This window comes from Pseudacidovorax sp. DMC4, assembly GCF_056314265.1.
This window is the reverse complement of record NZ_JBQUYR010000015.1, coordinates 68,219-92,085: the sequence shown is the minus strand read 5'-3', so window position 1 is coordinate 92,085 and position 23,867 is coordinate 68,219. Positions and strand designations below refer to the sequence as shown.

17 protein-coding genes are annotated in these 23,867 nt (G+C 64.4%); 9 read left to right on the top strand and 8 right to left on the bottom strand.

Features of this window, described 5'->3' with window-relative positions; all coding sequences use genetic code 11:
• Positions 1–10: 10 nt before the first annotated feature.
• Together ACT54X_RS23970 and ACT54X_RS23965 are read left to right on the top strand one after the other, a co-directional pair.
• A complete protein-coding gene (locus ACT54X_RS23970; RefSeq protein ID WP_476349025.1) occupies positions 11–802 on the top strand; it encodes a YecA/YgfB family protein in 792 nt (263 codons plus the stop codon).
• Positions 803–905: 103 nt separating this feature from the next.
• Positions 906–1,706 (top strand): SDR family oxidoreductase, encoded by an 801-nt coding sequence (locus tag ACT54X_RS23965; RefSeq protein ID WP_476349024.1) that lies wholly within the window; start codon positions 906–908, stop codon positions 1,704–1,706.
• 240 nt (positions 1,707–1,946) lie between these two features.
• Here ACT54X_RS23965 and ACT54X_RS23960 read toward each other — a convergent pair whose 3' ends face one another.
• Positions 1,947–2,219 (bottom strand): hypothetical protein, encoded by a 273-nt coding sequence (locus ACT54X_RS23960; RefSeq protein ID WP_476349022.1) that lies wholly within the window; start codon positions 2,217–2,219, stop codon positions 1,947–1,949.
• A 358-nt stretch (positions 2,220–2,577) separates the two neighbouring features.
• Entirely contained in the window at positions 2,578–3,156 is a 579-nt protein-coding gene (locus ACT54X_RS23955; RefSeq protein ID WP_476349020.1) for a hypothetical protein, read from the bottom strand.
• 77 nt (positions 3,157–3,233) lie between these two features.
• On the opposite strand from ACT54X_RS23955, the gene ACT54X_RS23950 reads away from it, so the two are divergent.
• Entirely contained in the window at positions 3,234–3,848 is a 615-nt protein-coding gene (locus ACT54X_RS23950; protein ID WP_476349018.1) for a hypothetical protein, read from the top strand.
• 1,589 nt (positions 3,849–5,437) lie between these two features.
• On the opposite strand, the gene ACT54X_RS23945 is transcribed toward ACT54X_RS23950, so the two are convergent.
• Entirely contained in the window at positions 5,438–6,565 is a 1,128-nt protein-coding gene (locus ACT54X_RS23945) for a GTPase (RefSeq protein WP_476349016.1), read from the bottom strand.
• Positions 6,566–7,845: 1,280 nt separating this feature from the next.
• Between ACT54X_RS23945 and ACT54X_RS23940 the strand changes: the two genes are divergently transcribed.
• The 4 genes from ACT54X_RS23940 (at position 7,846) to ligD (ending at position 13,985) form a co-directional block, all read left to right on the top strand.
• On the top strand, positions 7,846–8,130 hold the full coding sequence (locus tag ACT54X_RS23940; RefSeq protein ID WP_476349014.1) for a hypothetical protein: 285 nt from the start codon (positions 7,846–7,848) through the stop codon (positions 8,128–8,130).
• Positions 8,108–8,716, top strand: a complete 609-nt coding sequence (locus ACT54X_RS23935; protein WP_476349012.1) for a hypothetical protein — start codon at positions 8,108–8,110, stop codon at positions 8,714–8,716. Before ACT54X_RS23940 ends, ACT54X_RS23935 begins: the two co-directional genes overlap by 23 nt.
• Before the next feature lie 1,343 nt (positions 8,717–10,059).
• Positions 10,060–11,037 (top strand): non-homologous end joining protein Ku, encoded by a 978-nt coding sequence (ku, locus tag ACT54X_RS23930; protein WP_294377327.1) that lies wholly within the window; start codon positions 10,060–10,062, stop codon positions 11,035–11,037.
• A 68-nt stretch (positions 11,038–11,105) separates the two neighbouring features.
• Complete coding sequence (ligD, locus tag ACT54X_RS23925) at positions 11,106–13,985, top strand: DNA ligase D (protein ID WP_476349010.1); 2,880 nt, start codon at positions 11,106–11,108, stop codon at positions 13,983–13,985.
• Here the strand turns inward: ligD and ACT54X_RS23920 are convergent.
• Positions 13,975–14,793 (bottom strand): transglutaminase-like domain-containing protein, encoded by an 819-nt coding sequence (locus ACT54X_RS23920; RefSeq protein ID WP_294377333.1) that lies wholly within the window; start codon positions 14,791–14,793, stop codon positions 13,975–13,977. The genes ligD and ACT54X_RS23920 overlap by 11 nt on opposite strands.
• Positions 14,794–15,093: 300 nt before the next feature.
• Here ACT54X_RS23920 and ACT54X_RS23915 point away from each other — a divergent pair, with 300 nt between their 5' ends.
• Entirely contained in the window at positions 15,094–15,243 is a 150-nt protein-coding gene (locus ACT54X_RS23915; RefSeq protein WP_294377336.1) for a hypothetical protein, read from the top strand.
• A gap of 29 nt (positions 15,244–15,272) precedes the next feature.
• The gene (gene katE / locus ACT54X_RS23910; protein WP_476349007.1) at positions 15,273–17,456 is read left to right on the top strand and encodes a catalase HPII; all 2,184 of its coding nucleotides are present in this window, start codon (positions 15,273–15,275) and stop codon (positions 17,454–17,456) included.
• 782 nt (positions 17,457–18,238) lie between these two features.
• On the opposite strand, the gene ACT54X_RS23905 is transcribed toward katE, so the two are convergent.
• The 4 genes from ACT54X_RS23905 to ACT54X_RS23890 form a co-directional block, all read right to left on the bottom strand.
• A complete protein-coding gene (locus ACT54X_RS23905; RefSeq protein ID WP_476349005.1) occupies positions 18,239–19,972 on the bottom strand; it encodes a sulfatase-like hydrolase/transferase in 1,734 nt (577 codons plus the stop codon).
• Positions 19,973–20,003: 31 nt separating this feature from the next.
• Positions 20,004–21,395, bottom strand: coding sequence for a class II fumarate hydratase (gene fumC / locus ACT54X_RS23900; RefSeq protein ID WP_354321379.1), 1,392 nt, complete (start codon positions 21,393–21,395; stop codon positions 20,004–20,006).
• Positions 21,396–21,458: 63 nt separating this feature from the next.
• Complete coding sequence (locus tag ACT54X_RS23895) at positions 21,459–22,631, bottom strand: ABC transporter permease (RefSeq protein WP_476349002.1); 1,173 nt, start codon at positions 22,629–22,631, stop codon at positions 21,459–21,461.
• Positions 22,631–23,806 (bottom strand): ABC transporter permease, encoded by a 1,176-nt coding sequence (locus tag ACT54X_RS23890; protein ID WP_476349000.1) that lies wholly within the window; start codon positions 23,804–23,806, stop codon positions 22,631–22,633. Before ACT54X_RS23890 ends, ACT54X_RS23895 begins: the two co-directional genes overlap by 1 nt.
• Positions 23,807–23,867: the final 61 nt, after the last annotated feature.

Below are 23,867 nucleotides of genomic sequence, written 5' to 3'. Positions count from 1 at the left end.
CCCTTTTTCCATGACTTCCGACACCCCCCAGCCGGCCGAAGTCGGCACCGCCGCCGCCCTGCCTGCCCTGACGCCCGAGGACTTCGACGCCCTGGACGACGCGCTCGACGCGATGCGCGAGCACGACGAGGACATCCCCCAGTGGGAGTTCTGCGACGGCTTCATGGCCGCGCTGGTCTGCACCCGCCGCGTGGTCGAGCCCAGCGAATACTGGCCTGCGCTCTTCGGCCCCGGCTTCTCCCCCGCCCAGCACATGGAGTTCGTCTGGCGCTGGAAGCGCCGCTGGCACGAGATGCAGACGGCCCTCGACGCAGCCGACGTGCAGTCGCTGGACGACGATCGCTGCTTCCAGCCCGAGTGCCTGGATCTGCGCGGCGCCATCGCCGCCCTGCCGCCCGAGGAGCGCGCCGAAGCGCCCGAGGGCGAGCTGCCTTCCTTCGCGCAGGTGTGGGCCCTGGGCTTTCTGGCCGCGGTCGAGCACTGGTCCGAGGACTGGGCACCGCCGCGCGACAAGGAAGTCGCCGAGATGCTGGCCGACGGCCTGGACTGCATCGCCACGCTGGCGGAGGACGACACCCACCCGCCCGCGCTGTCGATGTACGCCGAAGACGGCCCTCCCACCGTCAGCCAGCAGCGGCTGGACGACTTCGGCGAAGCCATCTGGGCCGTCTACGACCTGCGCCAGCTCTGGCGCAGCCTGGGCCCGCGCGTGCAGGCCGTGCGCCGCGCCGACGAGCCCGGCCGCAACGACCCCTGCCCCTGCGGCAGCGGCAAGAAATACAAGAAGTGCCACGGGGCCTGAGCCCGAAGGGCGAAGGCCTGACAGCCGCGTGACACCGCAGCGACGGGCAGGGACATTGGCGGCGGTCGTTTGACAGTTCGCGCCCGACGCGCAGGATGCAGCCATGGACCTCGAACTTGCCGGCAAACATGTCTTGATCACGGGTGGCAGCAAGGGCATCGGCCTGGCCTGCGCACGGGGATTTCTGCAGGAGGGCGCCCGCGTCAGCCTCGTGGCCCGCCATGAGGCGGGGCTGGTCGATGCGGCGCTGGCGCTCGCCGATGCCCGGGCCGACGCGGCCCGCATGGTCGCCACATTCGCAGCTGACCTGAGCGACCCGCAGGCCGCCATCGCGGTGCTGGACCGCATCGAGAAATCCCACGGCCCGGTCGACGTGCTGGTCAACTCGGCCGGCGCCGCCCGAAGGACGCCCGCCGAAGAGCTCGAGGCGGCCCATTGGCAGGCCGCCATGCAGGCCAAGTACTTCACCTACATCCACATGATGGACCCGCTCATCAAGCGCATGGCCGCGCGCGGGCACGGGGCCATCGTCAACGTGGTGGGCGCGGGCGGCAAGGTGGCCAGCCCGATCCACCTGCCGGGCGGCTCGGCCAACGCGGCCCTGATGCTCGCCAGCGTGGGTTTGGCCAATGCCTATGCGGCCAAGGGCGTGCGGGTGAACGTGGTCAACCCGGGCCTCACCGCCACCGAGCGACTGCAAGAGGGCCTGAAGGCCCAGGCCGCCCAGCAAGGTGTCTCGCCCGAGGAGGCTCTGGCGCAGTCCACGGCGAAGCTGCCGCTCGGCCGCATCGCCGAGGCGCGCGAGGTGGCCGATGCGGTGCTCTTCCTGGCCTCGGCGCGGGCCAGCTACGTCACCGGCGCGGTGCTGGCCATGGATGGCGCGGTCACGCCCATCGTGGTGTAGGCGCCGCACGGCGGGCGGCGGCTTCTTCCTCCTACAGGCCGTGCCACGCGCGCCGGCCTAGATTGGCGCTCCCTCGCACGGAGAGCCTTCCCATGCCCGCATCCAGCCCGCGCGTCCTGTGGAAGGGCGCCATCAGCTTCGGTCTTGTCCACATCCCGGTGGCGCTGTACTCGGCCTCAGGCCGGTAGCCCACCAACCCCTTGATGTCTGGGCAGTAGGCCAAGCAGCGGGGTGCGTGGCTCAAAACGACGGCCCGAAGATGTGGGAGTTGGCGCCCCGGTACGCGTCGGCTTCGGCCTTGCTATCAGAGGTGTGCACTGTGATCCAGCCCTCGGTGTCCGCGGACAGGTCGAGCGCTGTCTCCAGGCTTGCTGTGTAGCGGGCCTGCACGGCTACCGTGTCCCCCATGGCACGGACTTGCATGGCTGTCCCACGGATGCGCGAACGGGTGATGGCCGCGATGGGCAGTTGCGTTCCCTGGTAGGGAATAGTCAGGGCGTGCATGTCGATCATTTGCCGGTCTCCTTTGCGTACAGCTCAGCGAGTGAGGGCAACTCCCTGCCATTGGCATGGCGGTCGTAGTAGTTGAGCATTGCAGCGCCGAAATCTGGCGTTGATGCTCCAGTTTGTTCGCATATGACATGCGGGATAGTTACTGGGTCAGGTATTGGAATGCTTCGCGGTCTGTCATTGGGTCTCCTTGGTGCGCATTGCGCGCACCCTCTATTAATCAGCCGGCCACGGCTGCGGGGACTTGAGACCGAAAAACCGTCAGCTCAAAGGAAAAGGCCCCTCCGTTTTGCGAAGGGGCTTTACTTTTTTGGAGACGAACGATATGGCTTTACGTTCGCCATTATTTATCAGTGGGAGATTAGTCGAGCGTCTTCGGTGGCGTCACCTTGGGAATGGTGCCGGTGTTCTTGTTAAGTAGCGGCTTGGAGATACGGAGAATCAACGCTTCAACGATCTTCGGCAGATCGTCCCAGACACTATCCCCGACGTAATAGGCAGAGATATACGAGGTTACTTCGGCTCTGCGCTCTGGTCGTTTGACGCCCTTTGGAAGGTCGATGTGGACTTCCCGCTTGATTGCAGCGTCGACCTCACCCATCAGATTGGTTCCAGCCTTCCCGACATACAGCAGCCGCCCCAGCGAGTCGTAGAACGCATAAATGCCGGGCTTGTTCTTGTACTCGCCAAACATTTCCTTGAACTGCGTCTGATAGGCTTTCGTGTGATCGAACGGTGCAAAGTTAGCAATGGTCCTAAAGCTGGGGACCATTGCGCAGTGCATCAAGTAATCGATCGTTCCGCGGTTTGGCTTACGCGTTCCGGCCGCCCAAGCATCAAAGCTCTGCTTCTTGATGCCGGTCAGCTCAACTGCCTTATCGAAGTCGCCGTCGAAGTAGTTGTTGAAGATGTAAAGGAATACCTGTCCTCGATCTACCATGAGTTCTCCTGTTGGGCGACACGTCATGATACATTTTGCTTACCCGCTTGGGAGTGGACGGGGGCTAGTAAATTCCTATGAGAGACATTAACTACGAAGCCAAATCGTTTCTGAGGCTTCCTGCGCTGGAAAAGAATATTCTGCTTTTGCGGATTCTCCACGTCACGCTATTGACGTACGAGGTGGAGACTCTGAGGGATTTCCTTGTCGGCGCAGTGAAGGCTACCAACAAGATCGCTACTCTGAAAAATCATGAGCCATTGCCCATTGAAGGGAAAATCAACCTCGATAAAGTTCTGCGGCTGTTGGTCGAGATGGATATTCTGAAGCTCGTTGAGCGAGATGAGATTGTTGAGCTTATAAAGCTTCGGAATATCATATCTCATGAAGTTCGTCGCCTCTTCTCAGACGTCAACCTCGGCAACGATTTGCTCGGATCTGTTCAGTTTGATTACGGCGCAGAGGAGCGTATTGAGAGACTTCGACAGATTATTCAACAGCTTGTATTCAAAAGTCGAAAGTTCGTGATGGAAATTCAATGGAACGATATCGCATTTGCCAGAGCGCGGTATGCTTTCAAGGCTGAGATGCAGCGCTTGGGGAAGCGTATCGATACTCTATCTAGAAAGCGTTCAGGGCAGCAATTTCAGTCGCTTATGGACGGGGGAGCGGACCCTGGCGGAAAGGGATGACTTTCGCCCGCTTGATAGGCCAAGCATTGACAGGCTCCCGCTTGCGAATGTGATCCGCAATCAGGAGTCTGGCTTCCTCAATGGTAATGGTGCGGTAGCCTTGGCGGCTTGGCTTTGATCGGGACATGCAGATAGTTATGCGGCAGCCCGAATCCTTGGAATCATCAAGAACTGACGATTTCAGAACTGCAGTTACAGGAGAGAAAAATCATTTCCCAGTGGCATGGCTGGTGATGTTTCCAGTCCTCAGAAGCGTCACTTCCGACGGAAAAAGCGTCACTCTGATGACGCCTAGACGTCATTTCCAGACGTCATTTCCCCCAATATGCCTTCAGCACAGATCCGCTTTCTCTGCTCTGATTGGAATTCCCCTAACAAGGGAATCCCATTCTTCACGGTTCTTGTATTGGATGAATCCCCCACGATGGAACTCCAACAGTGGATGCACCAATCCAATCTCCATGCTGTTTCCTTTCTCTGTCCGTCGATAGTAGAAGGGTACCTATTGCCCATACCCTCCAGCGGTTGTTCAAAAATTCAGCATTCCGCAGAACACATCTGCGTTATCTGACTTCCTGTTCTTGGTGTTCTGGAGTTGCAGGCTCTTCGGGTCTTGGAGGACTTTGTCCATCAGGACGCGGACATCTTTCTCCGTGGGCCCTTGGGCGTCGCAAGCAGATAGCAGTGCAGCAGCTTCCAGGCAAAGGAAAGGTATTTAATTGGTATGAACTCCTCGTAAATGGAACTCCACACTCTAGCGATTCCTCTATGAAATCGTTGATAGAGTAAAGGTAGTTGAAGAAGCGCGAAAAGAAAAGAATGGAAGCTAATCCCAGCGAAGCAACGGCAAAAGCAAGTTAGGTATGGGAAGCTCTTGGTACGTTATCCCCGTACTCGTATCGCTTGGTTCAGTTGTGCCGAACGACGCGCCCATGCGTCATCTGCCAAGTGATAGGGGATGCCAGGGGACTTGTTCAATTCGGTTTTGCGGCATCAGGTTGTTCACAACCACTTAACAGCTAAGAAAGCGTCGGGTAGTGCCTGACCCGATTGTTATCTGGCAGTAGAGCGATTAGCTGAATCCCAAGAAGTGGTGTGCCTAACTACTGGATGAAAAATCACCTTTCGCCACAATGACCTACGTGACGCATCCAAGTTCAAACAAGAACCGTGCAAGTCATCATAGACCGCACGGTTTGATAGTCTTTTCCTATGTTGCTTAGGATTTGCCTATTGACTGAAAGTTGTTCACATGTGAATCATATGAACAACTTGTCGCTTGCAAAACTTGGTTGAACAACTCGACGCTAATCCCCTGGCGTTCATTTGGTGAAGGTTTGGCGCATCGTTTGCCAATGGCTTACCAAATTGTTCAGTGCCAGACTTGACGATCCTAGAGGCTCTCGTGATTGCTGTATGGAACAACTCACCTATGCGATCGGTCAGCAGCCACGTGGGTTGCTTATACCCTGTACGCATCCAATTGGCCAACTGTTTTCTCGACATCACTGCGGCTAGGCTCCCAGTTAGTCCTTTCAGATCATGTTCGTCAGTTGGGGCCCTCTGGTAGGGCCCCATGTCTCGACAAGCTAGGCTTTTTTCAGATATCGCTTCTTTAGATCGCTAGCGATAGTGGAAATGTCGATTTCTTTGCCTGGGTTCGCCTCACAGAACTCAGTGAGAACCGCGATATAAGCGTTACCAAGCGCTTTGGTGATTGTTGCCGCAGTTGTAGCAGCGATAGCTCCTCCAGCAACTGAACCAAGACCTGGGAATAATTTAAGTGCGTTGGTCACAATAGCTCTGCCCACCAGCACTGCACCGGAAGCGCCTAGAACAGATGACACTAGTGTCGTGAGCGCTGCCGTGCTTACTTCCATTCCAAAGGTAACGCCGATTTTTGCCAGCATGCCAACTTGTATCGGCACAAGTACAAAGGAGTCAGAGAATGGAATAGGGGTTGCTCCCGCGGCAGCAGCAAGGGTAGCGGCAGCTAAGACTTCCTTGTTCGCCTGTTCCACTTTAACTCTCAGCGCTGCTTTATTCTTTGAGTTCAGCGCATTGGCGTAAGATCGCTTTTTTTCATCTGACAGGAGACCCCCGGACTCCAAGATCAGTTCGTCGATGCCCTTTTCGCTTTTGATTTTTAGAATCTCATTGGTTTCGTCGTCATAAATTGTTTCAGATACAGAACGAACTCTCACGACCTTACTAACGCCAGGAAGAAGCTTTTCCGCCTCAACATAGAACTTGTTGTCCGGGCTAAACTGGCTCTTGGTTATTACTCCAATTACTGGAATTCCGCGAGAATGGAGCATTGCGCACAGATCAGTTTCGGCTTGCTCGACACGGGCGCTGCCTTCTTGAATACACAACCAGGCGATGTGTATGCGCTCGTTCTCGTTAATGCTCTTGTTTTGATCTTCGATGTAATCTTCAAGCCCGGTGATGATATTCTTATAATCTGCGAGTTCCAGTCCCTTGCTGTCGATGATCGTTATTGGGTGGCCTGGTTTGGTTATCTTCTCAATCTTTTGAGTGACTGGTTTGGAGTCGCCAGTTTTTGCAAGATCACCTCGGAAGACTGTATTGATTAGTGTGCTCTTGCCGACCCCGGTTTTGCCTGCAACGATTATGTTAATTTTGCCGGAAGACTTGACCGCTTCTTTGATCGCTTCTTCGACATCCTCTGCGCTCTTATCAAAAGTGTGCTGCACCGCTTCTCCATCAATTGGAATTGAATGAACTTCGCTTGCTCTCTTTTTGTGTGAGCTTGCGTGTCTAGTGTATGTGGATGTGATGGGGGTGGAAAGCTCGCTAGGTCTTTTAAGCGTCAGCCACTGACGAGGGGCCACTAGGAGATTCACCCATGTTTAGGACGGCACTAGATTCAACCACCCTGCCTACCCCCGAATGGCTGAGTCCATGACGTCATCTGTTGCTGTTGGGCCTTGTTGCTGTCGCTCCACACAACGACGACGGTTTGCCTCTCGGAAGGCTCGTTGCTGCTCAAGGGTATCGGCACGTCGGATCATGAGGGTGATCGGAAAGCTGTATTCCCTTGCAATTAGCCAGACAGCGAAGATTTGTGTGCAGTGCGGTGCATCTCACGAAAACATCTCCTCATTCCAGCAACTGAGCATAGCAAGCGATTCCTGAGCTGTGGGACGCCCAGCTGGTCTACATGAACGGGAAGAACATAGTTCTATCCGGGTACAACCACATCGAGGACCATACGGGCCTGGTGTGCGACTACGCGCAGTCGTGGGTCATCAGTCCCGCGGAGGATCGTCCAGGCCCTGCCATGGGCACCGGCTACGTCTGACCTGTACGACGTCGTTCCGCGCGTCCTAGGAGTTCTACAACTTGCAGGACGGTTGATGTTCGGCAACCAGATGCGCAAGAACATCAACCTCTACAGCGACGTCACTGTGGCAATGATGACGATTGCGGTCTACCTCGTTCAAAACCGTCGGTGTCTACTAGATGCAGATGTGCGGTGCGACAAGGACTTGCCCGAGGGAAGCCGATCCCTTTCACCCCCTGTGAAGTACCCGATCCGCAACCGCGAAGGGTCGTTTCCAGCACGCTCCATAGGGAGAGATTCGGGTCCGCGCAAGGGGTCTGGGAGTGCCTTTCTGTCTTGACACCCAGATTTTCTCCCTAGCATTCCTCCATGCGCCGCACTTTTCGCGGTGTGCAGTGCACGGGATACATGGCTGCCGGGACGTCCAACAGGATGCCCCCAGCGCATGTTCTGTGCGACAGATGGAGGTGGTGATGGCACGCAAGCAACGTCGTTCGAAACAACCGCAGCAGGTGCAGCAGCCGGTCAAGCATGACTGGTACAGGTTTAGTGCGGAAGCCCGTGCATGGGTGGAAACGGTCGCGAAGTTGCCGTTCTGGCCCATCGCTGGCCTGTACGCATGGGCTATGAAGTGGTTCCGAAACTTGATCGCATAGCCCTACCATGCGACATCAGCACAAGGGTAACGACATGGATGCGCAAAAGCTTGGCATCGACGCACTGATCGAGCTGGTCAGCAAGCTCCACGACCGACTTGCGGACTATCAGGTCAGGTTGGGGCTGGTCGAGCACGCCGTAGCGACATTCGCGTTCAGCAATGATCCCCAGGCAGTTGCCAAGCTGACCAACAGTTTGGAGTTAGTCAAACTGGATTGGATCGAGAAAGGTTCGCCCAATACAAAGCACGACTTAATCTCGGTGTTGAAGATGGGGCCGAGCGAAACAGGACCGCATGGGTTTCGGACAAAGAAGTGAGGAAATCGGGATTCATATGGCAACGCTTCACTCGATGTGGAATTACTTCTTCGGAAGCCCTAATTGGTTTTGGACCAATTTCTGGCCGGGACTGGTCTCGACGGTGATTGGTGTGGGCCTGGGTGTGCCTATTGCATTATGGATAAGCCACAGGACAAGCCGGGCTACAGAGAAAGCGGCAAAACTTGAAGATGAGCGTCTGATGCGCGCAGGTCTTCAAACAGTCTATGCCGCAATGGCGGAAAACCTTCAAAAGTCGATGATACTGCTGCAAGTCTTGCAGGCGGATCGCGCAGTGTTCGATACAGGCTTTGACACGTCAGCGTGGGATGTAGCTAGGGACTCTATTCGCAAGGGGCTAAAAGATCCTGACTTACAACGGCGTATCGCCTACCACTTCACTTTGATTCAGACGGTGAATCGCCTGGCTCACATGCACTTGGACATGGTAGGAGGGATCAGTTCTGTCATAGGTGGCGTCGACGGAACGAGAGCAACACTTACGCGTCGGCTTACAGAACTGACTGTGGAGATGCGTTCACAGATTGCAGAAATCGGGGAAGAGATTAAGAAGCATCTGAATTAGACAGGTGTTGCTGAACATTGTCTCTTAGCGCCTACGTTGCGTAGACAACGCGATAAAATATCGGCTACTTTTAAGTAATTTCCCGGATAAATCTTGGGCAAGGCTGTCATTGATACCATCGGCTTGGGCTGGGCCGGCATACGATTATGCCGTGTTCAAAAAATGGAGCATTTAAATGCACCACCCTTCTTGTTCTTGCCGCGTATGCTGCGTCACACGTTTCTTGCTTGCATTGTTCCCCGTGATGCAGCTAATCCAATATTTTCCTGATTCCTCATGGGCCGGCATAGTGCGCGGCTTGTTTTCATAACGCACATGTTCGTAACGGTGTTGCCCCGGGCATAGTACCCGGGGCAATTTTCTTCAATGCCTTGAAATTCCCGGCGTGAACGATTTACCCATGCCCAAACGCATGACTGGGTTTAGCGCCATGATGACATCACGCATCGGGTCATCTTCCAACGAAGACTGAATCGCTGGCCCTGCTGCGGCGCCGCTTACATCTCTCGGCATGCGCCAGCCAATCTCTGGCAATTAAACTCTGGCATCTGGGAAAGCCAGAACCAACTGCGAATGCAGCCGCGTTGCGCGTGGCCGAAGCGTTAGCGAAGGCATAGCGCATAAGCCCACCTGGTTTTGAGGAACGAATGCCCAGGTGCCCCGACAGGGGATGATTTCGCGAATGCCTTGGTGGCATCGGAGCCATGACTTCCGCCTTCGCGACAGAAAACTGATGTCTAAGAACACCGACACCTAGTGGTTTTGCTGGGGTATCTTGCACGCGACACCCGGGGTGTCACGGACAAGCTGCGTCAACATCAGGTTTTGTTCGCTGCGCTTCCGCAAAACCTTCTGTTCGACTCGCTTGTCTTAAGCAATCAAAAGCAGTAGACGTAGGTGTTCTTATGTCCTCCTCCCCGTGGGAAGGTTTGCTTCTGAGATATCCTCCTCTCCGAGCGTTCAACTCCTGTTGATTACACTCTCAACGCGCGTCAGCATCAAAGCTGCGGCCGGCTTGTCCGGAATCGTCTCTGCTGTTTCATGCCCAGATGCGTTGATCTAATCTGGGCAGCCTGTGCAGATTACTCCGCATCGTCATACAAGGATGGGCGTCCTTTACCATACCCACCGGCGAGTCCCGTAGTTGGCTCGTCTCTGACCGTAAGCGCGGCATTGGTGCTTTATCCGTGGTTGATCCAGGAAACCAATTGCATTGAGTCTGATGGCGCGGTCACCCCCATCGTGGTGTAGGCGCCGCACGGCGGGCGGCGGCTTCTTCCTCCTACAGGCCGTGCCACGCGCGCTGGCCTAGATTGGCTCTCCCCCGCACGGAGAGCCTTGCCATGCCCGCATCCAGCCCGCGCGTCCTGTGGAAGGGCGCCATCAGCTTCGGACTCGTCCACATTCCGGTGGCGCTGTACTCGGCCACGCAGGACGGCAGCATCGACTTCGACTGGCTGGACAAGCGCTCCATGGACCCCGTGGGCTACAAGCGCATCAACAAGAAGACGGGCAAGGAGATCGCCCGCGAGAACATCGTGCGCGGCGTCGAATGGGAGGACGGCCAGTACGTGGTGCTGACCGACAAGGAGATCGCCGACGCCTATCCGCGCACGCTGCAGACCATCGAGATCGAGCGCTTCGTGCCGGCCGATGGCATTCCCTTCATCCACCTCGACCGGCCCTATTACACGGCGCCCATCCAGCGCGGCGCCAAGGTGTACGCCCTGCTGCGCGAGGCGCTGGTGCGCACCGGGCGCATCGGCGTGGCGCGGGTGGTGATCCAGACCAAGGAGCACCTTGCGGCGCTGGTGCCCGCGGGGCCGGGCCTGGTGCTCAACTTGCTGCGCTGGGGCGCCGACATCCGCTCCTGGGAAGGCCTGCCGCTGCCCGACGCCGATGCCCGCAAGGCCGGCGTGAACGACCGCGAACTGAAGATGGCCGAGCAACTCATCGACGACATGTCGGGCGAATGGAAGCCCGAGGAGTACGAGGATCGCTTCCGTGACCGCATCATGGCGCTGGTCGAGCGCAAGGCCGAGGCGGGCCAGGCGCAGGACGTCGCCAAGCTGGAGCCTCAGGAGCAGGCCAGCTCGGGCGCCAAGATCCTGGACCTGACCGAGCTGCTGCAGCGCAGCCTGCGCGGTGGGAAGGGCCGAGCGGCGGCCAAGGACGACGAGGCGGACGAGGGCGAGGACGACGGCAGCACGCGCACCAAGGCCGCTGCAGGCAAGCGCGCTGCGGCCAAGGCACCCGCCAAGCGGGCCACCGCCAAGTCCGCGCCCGCCCGCAAGACGGCCCCGCGCCGCAAGGCGGCATGAGCAGGCGCACGGGCTGAAGGCTGCGCCACAGCGCCACGCTCGCCTCCGCCCGATTGCCACTGATTCACATGGCCACCGCCACCCACAAGACCCCTGCCCGCCGAGCGGCGCCGGCCACCCGCAAGACGGCCCGCCAGGCACGCAGCGCCACGACCGGCAAGGCGAGCAGCAAGGCGACGCGCAATACCGCCGGCCCACGCGACACCGCCATCTCGAAGCCCGCGGCCGACGCCGCCCAGGCCCTCGCCGACTACCACCGCAAGCGCGACTTCCAGCGCACCCCCGAGCCCCGCCATGGCGGCGCGCCGGGTGTAGAGGCCCTGGCCTTCGTGGTGCAGAAGCACGATGCCACGCGCCTGCACTACGACTTCCGGTTGGAGCTGGACGGCACCCTCAAGAGCTGGGCTGTGCCCAAGGGCCCCTGCCTCGATCCCGCGGTCAAGCGCATGGCGGTGGAGGTGGAGGACCACCCCATTGCCTACGGCGACTTCGAGGGCCGCATTCCCGAAGGCCAGTACGGCGCCGGCACGGTGATCGTGTGGGACCGCGGCACCTGGGTGCCCGAAGGCGATGCCCGCGCTGGCCTGCGCGCCGGCAAGCTCAGCTTCACGCTGCAGGGCCACAAGCTCCATGGCCGTTGGACGCTGGTGCGCATGCACGGCAGGGACGAGAAGAAGCCCAGCTGGCTGCTGATCAAGGACGAGGACGCTGCGGCCAGGCCGCTGGCCGACTACGACGTGATCGAGGCCGAGCCGGACAGCGTGCGCCACATCGGCCAACCCGATGCCGCCCCCGCCGCCGAGCCGGCAGAACCCGACGCCCCGACCGCCAGCAAGCCTGCGATCCGCGGCCGGAGCAAAGCCGGCACCCAACGCGTCGACGCCACGGCCAGGAAGGGAAGGCCGGAGGACGCCGAAGAGACGCCCCTCCCGGGCGTGGCCGCCGCGCTGCCCGACACCCTCGCCCCCCAGCTCGCCGTGCTGGCCGACGGCCCGCCGGCCGAGCCTGCGCAATGGGCGTGGGAACTCAAGTTCGACGGCTACCGCCTGCTCACCCACATCGACGGCCGCGGCCGTGTGCGCTGCTTCACCCGCAATGGCCACGACTGGACCGATCGCCTGCCCGAACTGGCCCGCGCCCTGACGCAACTGCCCGTGCGCAATGCCTGGCTCGACGGCGAGATCGGTGTGCTGGGCGCGAACGACGCGCCCGACTTCCAGGCCCTGCAGAACGCCTTCGACCTGCAGGCCACGGCGCCGATCGTCTACTGGCTGTTCGACGCGCCTTTCGTGGGTGGCCGGGACCTTCGCGATGAGCCACTGTCGCTGCGCCGCGAGGCCCTGCGTGCCATCTTCGACGCCGGTGAGCTGCCGCCCTCGCTGCGCTTCAGCGAGGCCTTCGACGCCACGCCGCGCGACCTGCTGGCCTCTGCGGCCGGCATCGGATTCGAGGGCATCGTGGGCAAGCGGCTGGACAGCCCCTACATCAGCGGCCGTTCGACGGCGTGGATCAAGCTCAAGCACCAGCTGCGGCAGGAGTTCGTCATCGGCGGCTACACCGCGCCGCGCGGCAGCCGCAGTGGCTTCGGCGCGCTGCTGCTGGGCGTGTACGACGAACGGGGTGAGTTGAAGCACGCCGGCAATGTCGGCACCGGCTTCGACGAGCGGCGCCTGGCCGAGATGCACGCCCAGCTGCAGGCGCTGGCGCAGGACGATTGCCCCTTCACCCCGCGGCCAGCGGGCGAGAAGGCGCAATGGGTGCGGCCCGAGCTGGTCGCGGAAGTGGCCTTCGGCCAGTGGACGCGCGAAGGCAAGGTGCGGCAGGCCGTGTTCCAGGGCCTGCGCAGCGACAAGCCCGCGCGGCAGATCGTTCGGGAGCACGCCATGGATTCATCGACTGCCGACGGGAAGGCCCCGCGGGCCGCGGGGAAGGCGGACGCACATTCGACGCCGAAAGAGGCCGCGTCCCCCAGGCCGACAGCGCGCGCGGCTGCGGCGAAGCCCGCATCCGCCAAGGGCCGTCGCAAGCCGGCCGTCGTTGCCGGCGAGAGCAGCGAAAGCGACCTGCCGGCCGACCTGCGCATCACCCACGCCGACCGCGTGATCGACCGCGTCAGCGGCGCCACCAAGGGCGAGGTCATCGCCTATTACGCCCAGGTCGCGCCGCTCATGCTGCCGCACCTGCGTGGCCGGCCGGTCTCGCTGGTGCGCGCGCCCGACGGCGTGGGTGGCGAGCTGTTCTTCCAGAAGCATGTGCAGAACGCACCGCTGCCCGGCGTGCGCCTGCTCGATCCCGCGCTGGACCCGGGCCATGAGCCGCTGCTGCAGATCGACAGCGCCAAGGGCCTGCTCTCGGCTGCCCAGATGAACACGCTCGAATTCCACACCTGGAACGGCCATTCGCGCGGGCTGGACAAGCCCGACCGCATGACCTTCGACCTCGACCCGGGCGAAGGCGTGCCCTGGGCCCATGTGCAGGAAGGCGCCCTGCTGATGCGCACGCTGCTGCAGGAGCTGCGCCTGGACGGCCTGCTCAAGACCAGCGGCGGCAAGGGCCTGCATGTGGTGGTGCCGATCCGGCGCCAGCATGGCTGGGACACGGTGAAGGACTTCTCGCGCGCCGTGGTGCAGCACCTGGCCCGCACGCTGCCCGAGCGCTTCGTGGCCAAGAGCGGCCCGAAGAACCGCGTGGGCCGCATCTTTGTCGACTACCTGCGCAACGGCTTCGGCGCCACGACGGTGAGCGCCTGGTCGGTGCGGTCGCGGCCGGGGCTGGGCGTGTCGGTGCCCGTGGCGTGGGACGAGCTGCCCAACCTCACCAGCGGTGCGCACTGGACGTTGGCCAGCGTCGGCGAGCGGCTGGCGACGGGCAATGCCCCTTGGGACGAGGCCGATGTGCCCAGCCAGGGCCTGACCCGCGCGATGCAGGTGCTCGGCTTCAGCCCCTGACTTCCTCGGTGATCACGTCGAAACGGTTGAGCTGGTGCTGGCCGAACACCATGGTGATCGGCACATCGGCGGCATCGCGACCGCGGGCGATGACCACGCGGCCGATGCGCGGAACGTTGTGGCGGGCATCGAAAGTGTGCCAGCGGCCGCCCAGGTAGACCTCGAACCAGGCGCTGAAGTCCATGGGGTAGGGCACCGGCGGCACGCCGATGTCGCCCAGGTAGCCCGTGACGTAGCGGGCCGGAATGTTCATGCAGCGACACAGCGCCACCGCCAGGTGCGCATAGTCGCGGCACACGCCCACGCCCTGGCGCCAGCCGCCCAGCGCCGTGCGGCCGGCATCGGCGCAGCCGTAGTCGAAGCGGATGTGGTGGTGCACCCAGTCGCAGATGGCCTGCACCCGGGCCCAGCCCAGCGGCGTCTGGCCGAATTGGGCCCAGGCGAAGGCCAGCAGTTCGCTGTCCACCTCGCAATAGCGGCTGGGCAGCAGGAAGGCCAGCGTCTGGGGCGGCAGCTCGTCCACCGGGTGTTGCAGCGCGCCCCAGTCCTGCTGGTCGGGCCAACCCGGATCGTGGATGGTGGCCTGTCCGTGCAGCCGCAGCCGGTGCTGACCGGCCGGCACGCGTACGCGGGCGCAACGGTTGCCGAAGCCGTCCACATAGTGGTCGGTCCAGAAGGGGGGATCGGCCACCGGATGCTCCGGCGCGACGAGATCGTGCGCGCGGTCGGGGTGCACCTGCAGCAGGTAGACCACGGCGGTGGGTCCGGCCAGGGCCAGTTCGATGTCGTAGCCGATGCGGATGAGCATGGGAGGAGGGCGGGCCTTCGTCCGGGGTGGACTGTCGCGGCGCGGGTGCGTGAGCCTAGACGGCCTTGCACCGTTCGTGCCACAGGCCTTCGCGCCCTGCCGTGTAGGCGTGCGCCGCGCGTCGGCCATGTCCTACCTTGTCGGGCTCGGCGCTCCCACATCTGCCGGCGTGGCGTCACTACGCGTCCGGCGAAACCACGGGCCTACGCTTTGTCACATTCGCGGCCCACCTGTCAGGGGCATGCCTCGCACGAAGCGGCCTGCGTTCCCCCCCAACTTCCTTCTCGAAGCAGGATTCCCATGGAACTGACCTCTGCCCTTGTCAGCGCACTCAACAGCGCCTGGCTGGACGAATTCCTGGTCTGGGGCGTCGCCGGCATGACCGCCGTGATCGCTCTGGTCGCTCTGGTCAACGCCGTCGACGTGTTTCTCGACAGCGAAGCCGGCTGACCGGCCCCACCTCCTTCTCTAAGCACCCGATGCCCACCAAGAGCAAGTCCCCCGCCCCGCGCCGCGGCCGCACGGCCGACACAACGAACGCCAAGATCGAGCAGCTGGCTGCCTCCACCGCCGAGCTGCCGCTGCCGCACCTGAGCACCAACCAGGGGACGCGCATCGCGGACAACCACAACTCGCTCAAGGCGGGCGTGCGCGGCCCGACGCTGCTCGAAGACTTCATCCTGCGCGAGAAGATCACGCACTTCGACCACGAGCGCATTCCCGAGCGCGTGGTGCATGCGCGTGGCAGTGCGGCGCACGGCTACTTCCAGGTCTACAAGTCGATGTCGCAGTTCACGCGCGCCGGCCTGCTGAACGACCCGTCGCTGAAGACGCCGGTGTTCGTGCGCTTCTCCACCGTGGCGGGCGGCTCCAGCTCGGCCGACACGGTGCGCGATGTGCGCGGCTTCTCGGTCAAGTTCTACACGCAGGAAGGCATCTGGGACCTGGTAGGCAACAACATCCCGGTGTTCTTCATCCAGGACGCGATGAAGTTCCCCGACCTGGTCCATGCCGTCAAGCAGGAGCCGCACCACGGCATGCCGCAGGCGGCCAGCGCGCACGACACCTTCTGGGACTTCGCTTCGCTGATGCCCGAGACCACCCACATGCTGATGTGGGCCATGAGCGACCGCGCCATCCCGCGCAGCCTGCGCATGATGCAGGGCTTCGGCGTGCACACCTTCCGCCTGATCAACAGCCGGGGCGATGCCCACTTCGTCAAGTTCCACTGGAAGCCCAAGCTGGGCAGCCATGCCCTGGTCTGGGACGAGGCGCAGAAGATTGCCGGCAAGGACCCGGACTTCCACCGCCGCGACCTGTGGGAAGCCATCGAGAACGGCGACTTCCCCGAATGGGAGCTGGGCATGCAGCTGATCCCGCAGGACAAGGAGCATTCGCTGGGCTTCGACCTGCTGGACCCGACCAAGCTGATCCCCGAAGAGATGGTGCCGGTCACGCCCGTGGGCAAGCTGGTGCTCAACCGCAACCCCGACAACTTCTTCGCCGAGACTGAGCAGGTGGCCTTCCACCCGGGCCATGTGGTGCCGGGCATCGACTTCAGCAACGACCCGCTGCTGCAGGGCCGGCTGTTCAGCTACACGGACACGCAGCTGTCGCGCCTCGGCGGCCCCAACTTCCACGAGCTGCCGATCAACCGCGGCGTCTGTCCCTTCCACAACTTCCAGCGCGACGGCATGCACCGCCAGACCATTTCGCGCGGGCAGGTGGCGTACGAGCCGAACTCGCTGGGCAATGGCTCGGAGTTCCGCGTCGACGGCGACAGCGAGGGCTTCCAGACCTACCCCGAGACGGTCGAGTCGCCCAAGGTGCGCCGCCGCAGCGAGAGCTTCGACGACCACTTCACGCAGGCGCGCCTGTTCTTCAACAGCCAGACGGCGGTGGAGAAGGAGCACATCATTGCGGCCTTCCGCTTCGAGCTGTCGAAGGTGGAGGTGCCCGCGGTGCGCCAGCGCATGGTGGACAACCTGGCCCATGTGGACGAGAAGCTGGCCCGCCGCGTGGCCGAGCCGCTGGGCATCGAAGCGCCCGACGCCAAGGCCGCGGCCGGCCAGGCGGGCTACCGCGAGGCGCGCATCCACCTGCCCATCGAGGAATCGCCCGCGCTGAGCATGATCGGCACCGGCGACGGCAGCATCAAGACGCGCAAGATCGCGATCCTGGTGAGCGACGGCGTCGACTCGGCCTCGCTCAAGCCGATCCGCGAGGCGCTGGAGTCGGCGGGGGCGATGTGCAAGGTCGTGGGCCCGCGTCTGGGCAGCGTCACGAGCGCATCGAAGCGTCAGGTCGAGGTGGATGCCACCTTCACCAACATGCCGTCGGTGATGTTCGATGCGGTGCTGGTGCCGGCGGGCACCGAGAACGCCAAGACGCTGATGGCCAATGGCGAGGCGCAGCATTTCGTGCTGGAGGCCTTCAAGCACCTCAAGTCCATCTGCGTGGTGGGTGAGGGGGCGCAACTGCTGGCCTCGGTCGGTGTGGAAGAGGGCAAGACCGACGCGCCAGCCGGCGTGGTGGTGGCCGCGACGCCGGCTCAGCAACTGGGCGAGAACGAAGAGGCGCAAGGGATTGCGCAGACCTTCGTCGCTGCCATCGCCAAGCACCGGCACTGGGATCGTGCAGGGGTCGAGGCTGTGCCGGCCTGAGTCTTCTTCGCGGGTCTTCACGCAAGGGTCAATGCGGCTGTGGTCGCGTTGGCCCTTTTTGCTTTGCAGTGGTCGGTGTGGGTGCTTGGTGTTGTGTGGTCCGTGGTCCGGCCCTGGTGCCGGTGAGGGCGTGTCGGCGCTTCAAGTGGGGCGGTCGGCGCCGCGCGCCGACTTCCCTGCGGTGCTCGGACAGACGGGCCGCGGCAGAACTCGCTACGCGCTTCGCGCTGCGCTCAAACAACTGCCGCGAGTCAGTTCACGAAGCGGGCCTGTCCTTCGGCAGGCCCGCAGCCCGTCCGCCCTGCGCTCCTCGGCGCCCCACAGGCGCGCCGCCACGCCCTCACCGGCACCAGGGCCTGCGTCGCGGGTGATCGGCCGGCACCGGCGACATGCCGAACTGACCGTAGCGGTACATCGAACTGCCAGGGAGGCAGGGAGCCAGGGAGCCAGGGAGCCAGGGAGAAGCGGGCACGCTCGGGTATTCAACGATCGTTTCCACGCGGTGGTGGCGGGCTCAGGGTGCGCGGGCGATTTCGGGGTCGGCGAGGAGCGGAGGATGGACGGGCTGCAGGCCTGCCGGAGGACAGGCCTGCTTCGTGAACTGATTCGCGGCGGTTGTTTGAGCGCAGCGCGAAGCGCGTAGCGAGTTCTGCCGCGGCCCGTCTGTCCGAGCACCGCAGCGGAGTCGGACCGCAGGGCCGACCGACCCCGTATGAGCCCGCGCACCCTGAGCCCGACACCACCGCGCACCCCGAAGCATCGCCGAAGCAGCAGCGACGATCTCAATCCAGATACGACCGCACCTTCACCGGCAGCACCGGCGCCTCCCACCGGTAGTCGTCCGCCAGAACGTCGCGCCCGCCGACCTGGCCCTTCCACTGCAGGGCCAGCAGGTCGGCCATCGTCCATCCCAGCCAGTCCGCGCGGAAGGGACGTTCGGCCACCGAAGTCGCTTCGGCCGGCACCTGGTTGCGCCACACGATGGCCGGGATGCGGTAGCCCGAGGCCGTGCTCGGGCTGTGGCCCACATGGTCGCTGCCGTGGCCCACCTCCTGGCCATGGTCCGAGACGTAGACCCAGGCCCGGTACTCGGCCAGGCGCCCCACGGTGCGCGTGAGCTGCAGCGTCTCGGCGACCACGAAGTCGTGGTACAGCAGGGCGTTGTCGTAGTCCTGGCGGAAGCGCCGCACCCACGCCGGGCGGCCCTTGGCGATCAGGCCCGACTCGACCGCGTCCACCGTGTCGTCGAAGGGGTTGTCCTGCGTGCCCGGAAAGCGCAGCCGGTAATGCGGATGGGCGCCCAGCAGGTGCACCACGATCAGCTTGCGCTCGGCCGGGTCGGCCAGCGCTTCCTGCACGCAGTCGAGCAGTTCGCCGTCCAGCGAGGCGCTGGCGCGGCCCGGCACGCGGTTGACGATCTCCACCTCGTCGGCGAGACGCGCATGCTGCTGCTCGATGGCCACGTCGTCGTGGTTGCTCATCCACCAGACCTTGTAGCCGGCCGCGCGTGCCAGCGGCAGCAGGTGTTGCGCGTCGGCGGCCGTGGGCTGGCCGAATCGCATCATGTTGGCCATGGCCGGCAGCGTGCTCGCGTCCACCGACCAGGCATGGCGCAGCACCGTCATCTGCTGCGGCTCGCGCCGCTGCGCGGCCGCCAGGCGCGGCGTGGTGTTGCGACCGTAGCCGTAAAGCCCCAGGTTGTCGCGGTTGATGCTGTCGGTGATGACCAGCACCACCGTCGATGGCCCTGCGCGCGTCACCTGTGGCGCCGCCGCATGGGCGTGCTGCAGGGCGGCGTCGCGCATGCGCTGCTGGTCGGCCCAGGCGGTGCGCAGGTCGCCCGCATCGTCGACCCACTGCGTCCAGAAGACCACCGGATGCAGCCGCCGCCAGGGCTTGCTGGCATGGGCCAGTGCACCGAAGGCGAAGGCCACCACCAGCAGGGCCAGCCAGGCGCGGTGGGGCGCGACCTCGATCTCGACCGGCGTGCCTGCTGCACCGCCATCGGCGGCATCGCGTGGCGCTCCGGCGGCCGTGGCGATGCGGCGTCGCCGCCCGTAGGCCGTCAGCCGCCACACGGCATAGCCCGCGGCCCCCATCACCGCGCACCACAGCGCGGCCGTGCGCCAGTGCATCTGCAGGTACTCGCCACTTTCGCGCGCATTGGTGTTGGCCAGCGCGCCCAGCACCACAGCGCCGTCGGGCGCGGACTGGTAGGTGTCGAGCAGGTAGGCCCGCACCACGCCATCGGCCGCGAAGGCCATCACCGCCGCCAGCACCGCCACCCGCCGGGCGCGGTGCACCGCCGTGCTGCGCACCGGCCAGGCCATCCAGGCCAGCGCGGGCAGCAGCAGCACCAGCATCTGCGCGACCCGCCGCCCATCGTGGCCCAGCACCACGAAGCCGGTCGCGATGGCGACGAGGGCCATTAGCGGCCAGGCCTTGGCGCGTCGCGGTGCGCCAGGCGTCGGGACGTCGGTCGGCGCCATGTCGGCGTCCTGGCGGCGGTCGCTCAAATGGAGGGCTCCTGCAGGCGAATGCGGGCGCTCAGCGGCCGGTCATGTTCTCGGGAATCACCCACTGGTCGAACTGCTCGCCCGTCAGGTGCCCCGAGGCGATGGCCGCCTCGCGCAGGCTGGTGCCTTCCTTGTGCGCCTTCTTGGCGATGTAGGCCGCCTTGTCGTAGCCGATGTGCGTGTTCAGGGCCGTCACCAGCATCAGCGAGCGGCTCACCAGTTCGGCGATGCGGTCGCGGTTGGGCTCGATGCCCACGGCGCAGTGGTCGTTGAAGCTCACGATGCCGTCGGCCAGCAGGCGCACGCTCTGCAGGAAGTTGTGGGCCACCATGGGGCGGAACACGTTCAGCTCGAAGTTGCCCGACATGCCGCCGATGTTGATGGCCACGTCGTTGCCCATCACCTGCGCGGCCAGCATGGTCACGGCCTCGCTCTGCGTCGGGTTGACCTTGCCGGGCATGATCGACGAACCCGGCTCGTTCTCGGGAATGCTCAGCTCGCCGATGCCGCTGCGCGGCCCGCTCGCCAGCCAGCGCACGTCGTTGGCGATCTTGTTCATGCTGGCGGCCAGCGTCTTGAGCGCACCGTGCGCATGCACGAAGGCGTCGCAGGCGGCCATCACCTCGAACTTGCTCGGCGCCGTCACGAAGGGCAGGCCCGTGAGGCGGGCCAGCTCGGCGGCCACGCCCTCGGCATAGCCCCTGGGCGCGTTCAGGCCGGTGCCCACCGCGGTGCCGCCCAGGGCCAGCTCGCACAGGTGGGGCAGGGCGGCGCGCACGTGGCGCTCGTTCTGGTCCAGTTGCGCGACCCAGCCCGAGACCTCCTGGCCCAGCGTCAGGGGCGTGGCGTCCTGCAGGTGCGTGCGGCCGATCTTGACGATGTCCATGAAGTCCTCGGACTTCTTCGCCAGCGTGGCGCGCAGCTTGGCGATGGCCGGCAGCAGCTTGTGCGTGAGCGCCTGCACGGCCGCCACGTGCATGGCGGTGGGAAAGACGTCGTTGCTCGACTGGCTGCGGTTGACGTCGTCGTTGGGGTGCACCAGGCGGCCTTCGCCGCGCTGGCCGCCGAGCAGCTCGCTCGCGCGGTTGGCCAGCACCTCGTTGACGTTCATGTTGGTCTGCGTGCCCGAGCCGGTCTGCCAGACGACCAGCGGGAACTCATGCGGATGCTTGCCGGCCAGCACCTCGTCGGCGGCGGCCACGATGGCATCGGTCTTCTTCGCGTCCTGCAGGCCCAGCTGCTGGTTGACCACGGCCGAGGCCCGCTTCACCAGGGCCAGTGCCTGGATGATCTCCAGCGGCTGGCGCTCGCCCGAGATGTCGAAGTTCTGCAGCGAACGCTGCGTCTGCGCGCCCCACAGGTGGTCGGCGGGGACTTCGATGGGACCGAAGGTGTCTTTCTCGATGCGGGTGCTGGAGCTCATGGCGGCGAGTGTCGGATGGAGGAAGGAAAAGTCCGCCAGTATCCCCCGCGATGAGAGAAATTCTCAACGGCGCGGGTATGGCCCGGCGCGCAGCCGTCCCGCCCACAGCAGTCCCGCCAGTGCCAGGCCGAACACCGTGGCCAGCTTGCCCAGCCAGGGCAGCACGTCCGCCAGCGGCGCGCCCATCTGGTTGAGCCGCAGCGAGGCCTGGATGCCCGCCGTGCTGGGCAGCCAGCCGCCCAGCCACTGCAGCGGCATCGGCAGTGCCTCGCTGGGCCAGGAGAAGCCCGAGAGGAAGGCCAGCGGCAGCGAGCTGAACAGGATCACCTGCAGGGCCCGTTCCCGGTCACGGAACCAGCAGCCCAGCAGCAGGCCCAGCGCGCAGACCGTGGGCACATAAAAGATCAGCAGCAGCACGGCCGCCGGCGGATTGCCGCCGCGCGGATAGTCCTGCAGCACGAAGATCCAGCCGAAGAAGAACAGCCCCGTCATGAGGCCGAAGCCCGACAGCGCCACGAGCCGCCCCAGCCAGGCCGCGGGCCGCGCGCGCAGCCGGTCTGCCTCGGCCCAGGTCCCGGCCAGCATGGCGCAGCCCATCAGCAGCGTCTGGTGCAGGATCAGCAGCGCCACGGCCGGCACCACGTAGCTGCCGTAGCCCTCGGTCGGGTTGAACAGCGGCACCAGCTGCGTGTTGAGCGGGCTGCGGCTGGCGCGGGCCTGCGGCGCGCTCTGGCCGGCCGCCTGCAGGCGGCGGATCTCGATGCCGGCCGACACCGTGCCCACCGCTTCCGAGAAGCCGTAGAGCACCGACTTGTTGAGCAGCGCATAGGCGCCGTTGCCCTCGATGGTCACGCCCACCGCCGCGCCGCGCACCACGTCGCGCTTGAGGTCGCGCGGCAGCAGGGCGTAGCCCTCGATCTCGCCGCGCCACAGGGCCTGTCGCGCGGCCTGCTCGTCGCCGGTCACCAGCCGCACGTCGATGCGCGGGCTGGCCTGCGCGAAGCGCACGATCTGGCGCGAGAGGTTGCTGCCGTCCTGGTCCACCACCGCGACGGGCACGCGCGTGACCGCCTCGGTGCCGTAGGGCCAGGGATAGAAGAAGCCGTAGATCACCGGCGCGAGCAGCAGGATCAGCAGCACGCCCGGATCGCGCAGCACGGCCAGGGCCGTGGCACGCCACGCGTCGGCGAAGCGCTGCCGGGTGCGGTCGGCGGTGGGCGCGTTTTCGTTCGTCATCAGCGCTTGCCCCAGCTCTCGGGCGCCTTCGCCGCGCGGCCGACCAGGCCGGCGCTGGCGGCCAGCAGGGCCAGCGCGGCCACCGCCATCCACAGCGGCGTGGCCATCGAATAGACCAGCGGCGCGCCCATCTGCAGCTGCTCGATCTGCACGCGGGCGTAGTGCGTGTAGGGCAGCGCCAGCGCCCACGCGCGCGCCGCCGCAGGCATGGCCACCAGCGGAAAGCCCACGCCGCCGAAGGCGAAGGCAGGCGCGGTGATGAAGCCCGTGCCCGAGAGCGCCGTGCGCAGCGAGCGCGTCAGCGCCGCCAGGAAGGCGCCCATCGCCACCGACAGCCCCAGGAACAGCACCAGCGCCACGCCCACCCACAGCAGCGAGCCGGCCGGGTGCCAGCCCCGCCCCAGCGTGAGACCCAGCAGCGCCAGCAGCCCGACGACCGACAGCGATGCCCACGGCAGCAGCAGCTTGCCGCCCAGCGCCGCGGCCGCTTCGCCCCAGTTCGCGCCCGGCGCCAGCCACTCGCCCAGGCTGCGGTCGCGCAGCTCGCGGCCCAGGGTCCAGGCGCCCGCGGTCATCGCGAAGATGTGCAGCAGCGCCGGGATCAGCGCCGCGCCCAGGAACTGCTCGTAGTTGCTCGACGTATTGAACAGCGCCACCGTGTTGGCCCGCACCGGATCGAGGTGCGCCCGCGCCGCCGGGGCCGATTCGCCGCGCTTGGCGCGTGCCGTCAGCTCGATGCCGGCCGACACCGTGCCCACGGCCGTGCGCACGTCGCGCTGGATCAGGCTGGAGTGCGTGCCGCGCTGCGCGTTGTGCAGCAGCACCACCTGGCCGGCGCGGCCCTGCTTGAGGTCGCGCGAGAGTTCGCGCGGCATCCACACCGCCGCATGCACGCGGCCGGCCACGAGGGCCCGGTCCATCTCGGCCGCATCGGCATAGCGCTCGGCCACCTGCAGGCCGGGCGAGGCTTCCAGGAAGCGCTCGATCTGGCGCGAGATGGCCGAATGGTCCTCGTCCAGCACACCGATGGGCAGCCGGTTCGGCAGCCCGGCCGAAAAGATCCACCACATCAGCGCGGCGGCCAGGGCCGGCACCCAGCTCACCATGGCCAGCTCCCAGGGCTGGCTGGTGAGGCGCCAGGCTTCGCGGCGCAGGCTGCGGGCGAAGGGGGTCATCGGCTCAGGCACCGTGCGCGGACGTGGCAACGTCGGGCAGGCGGCGCAGACGGATGGCGGC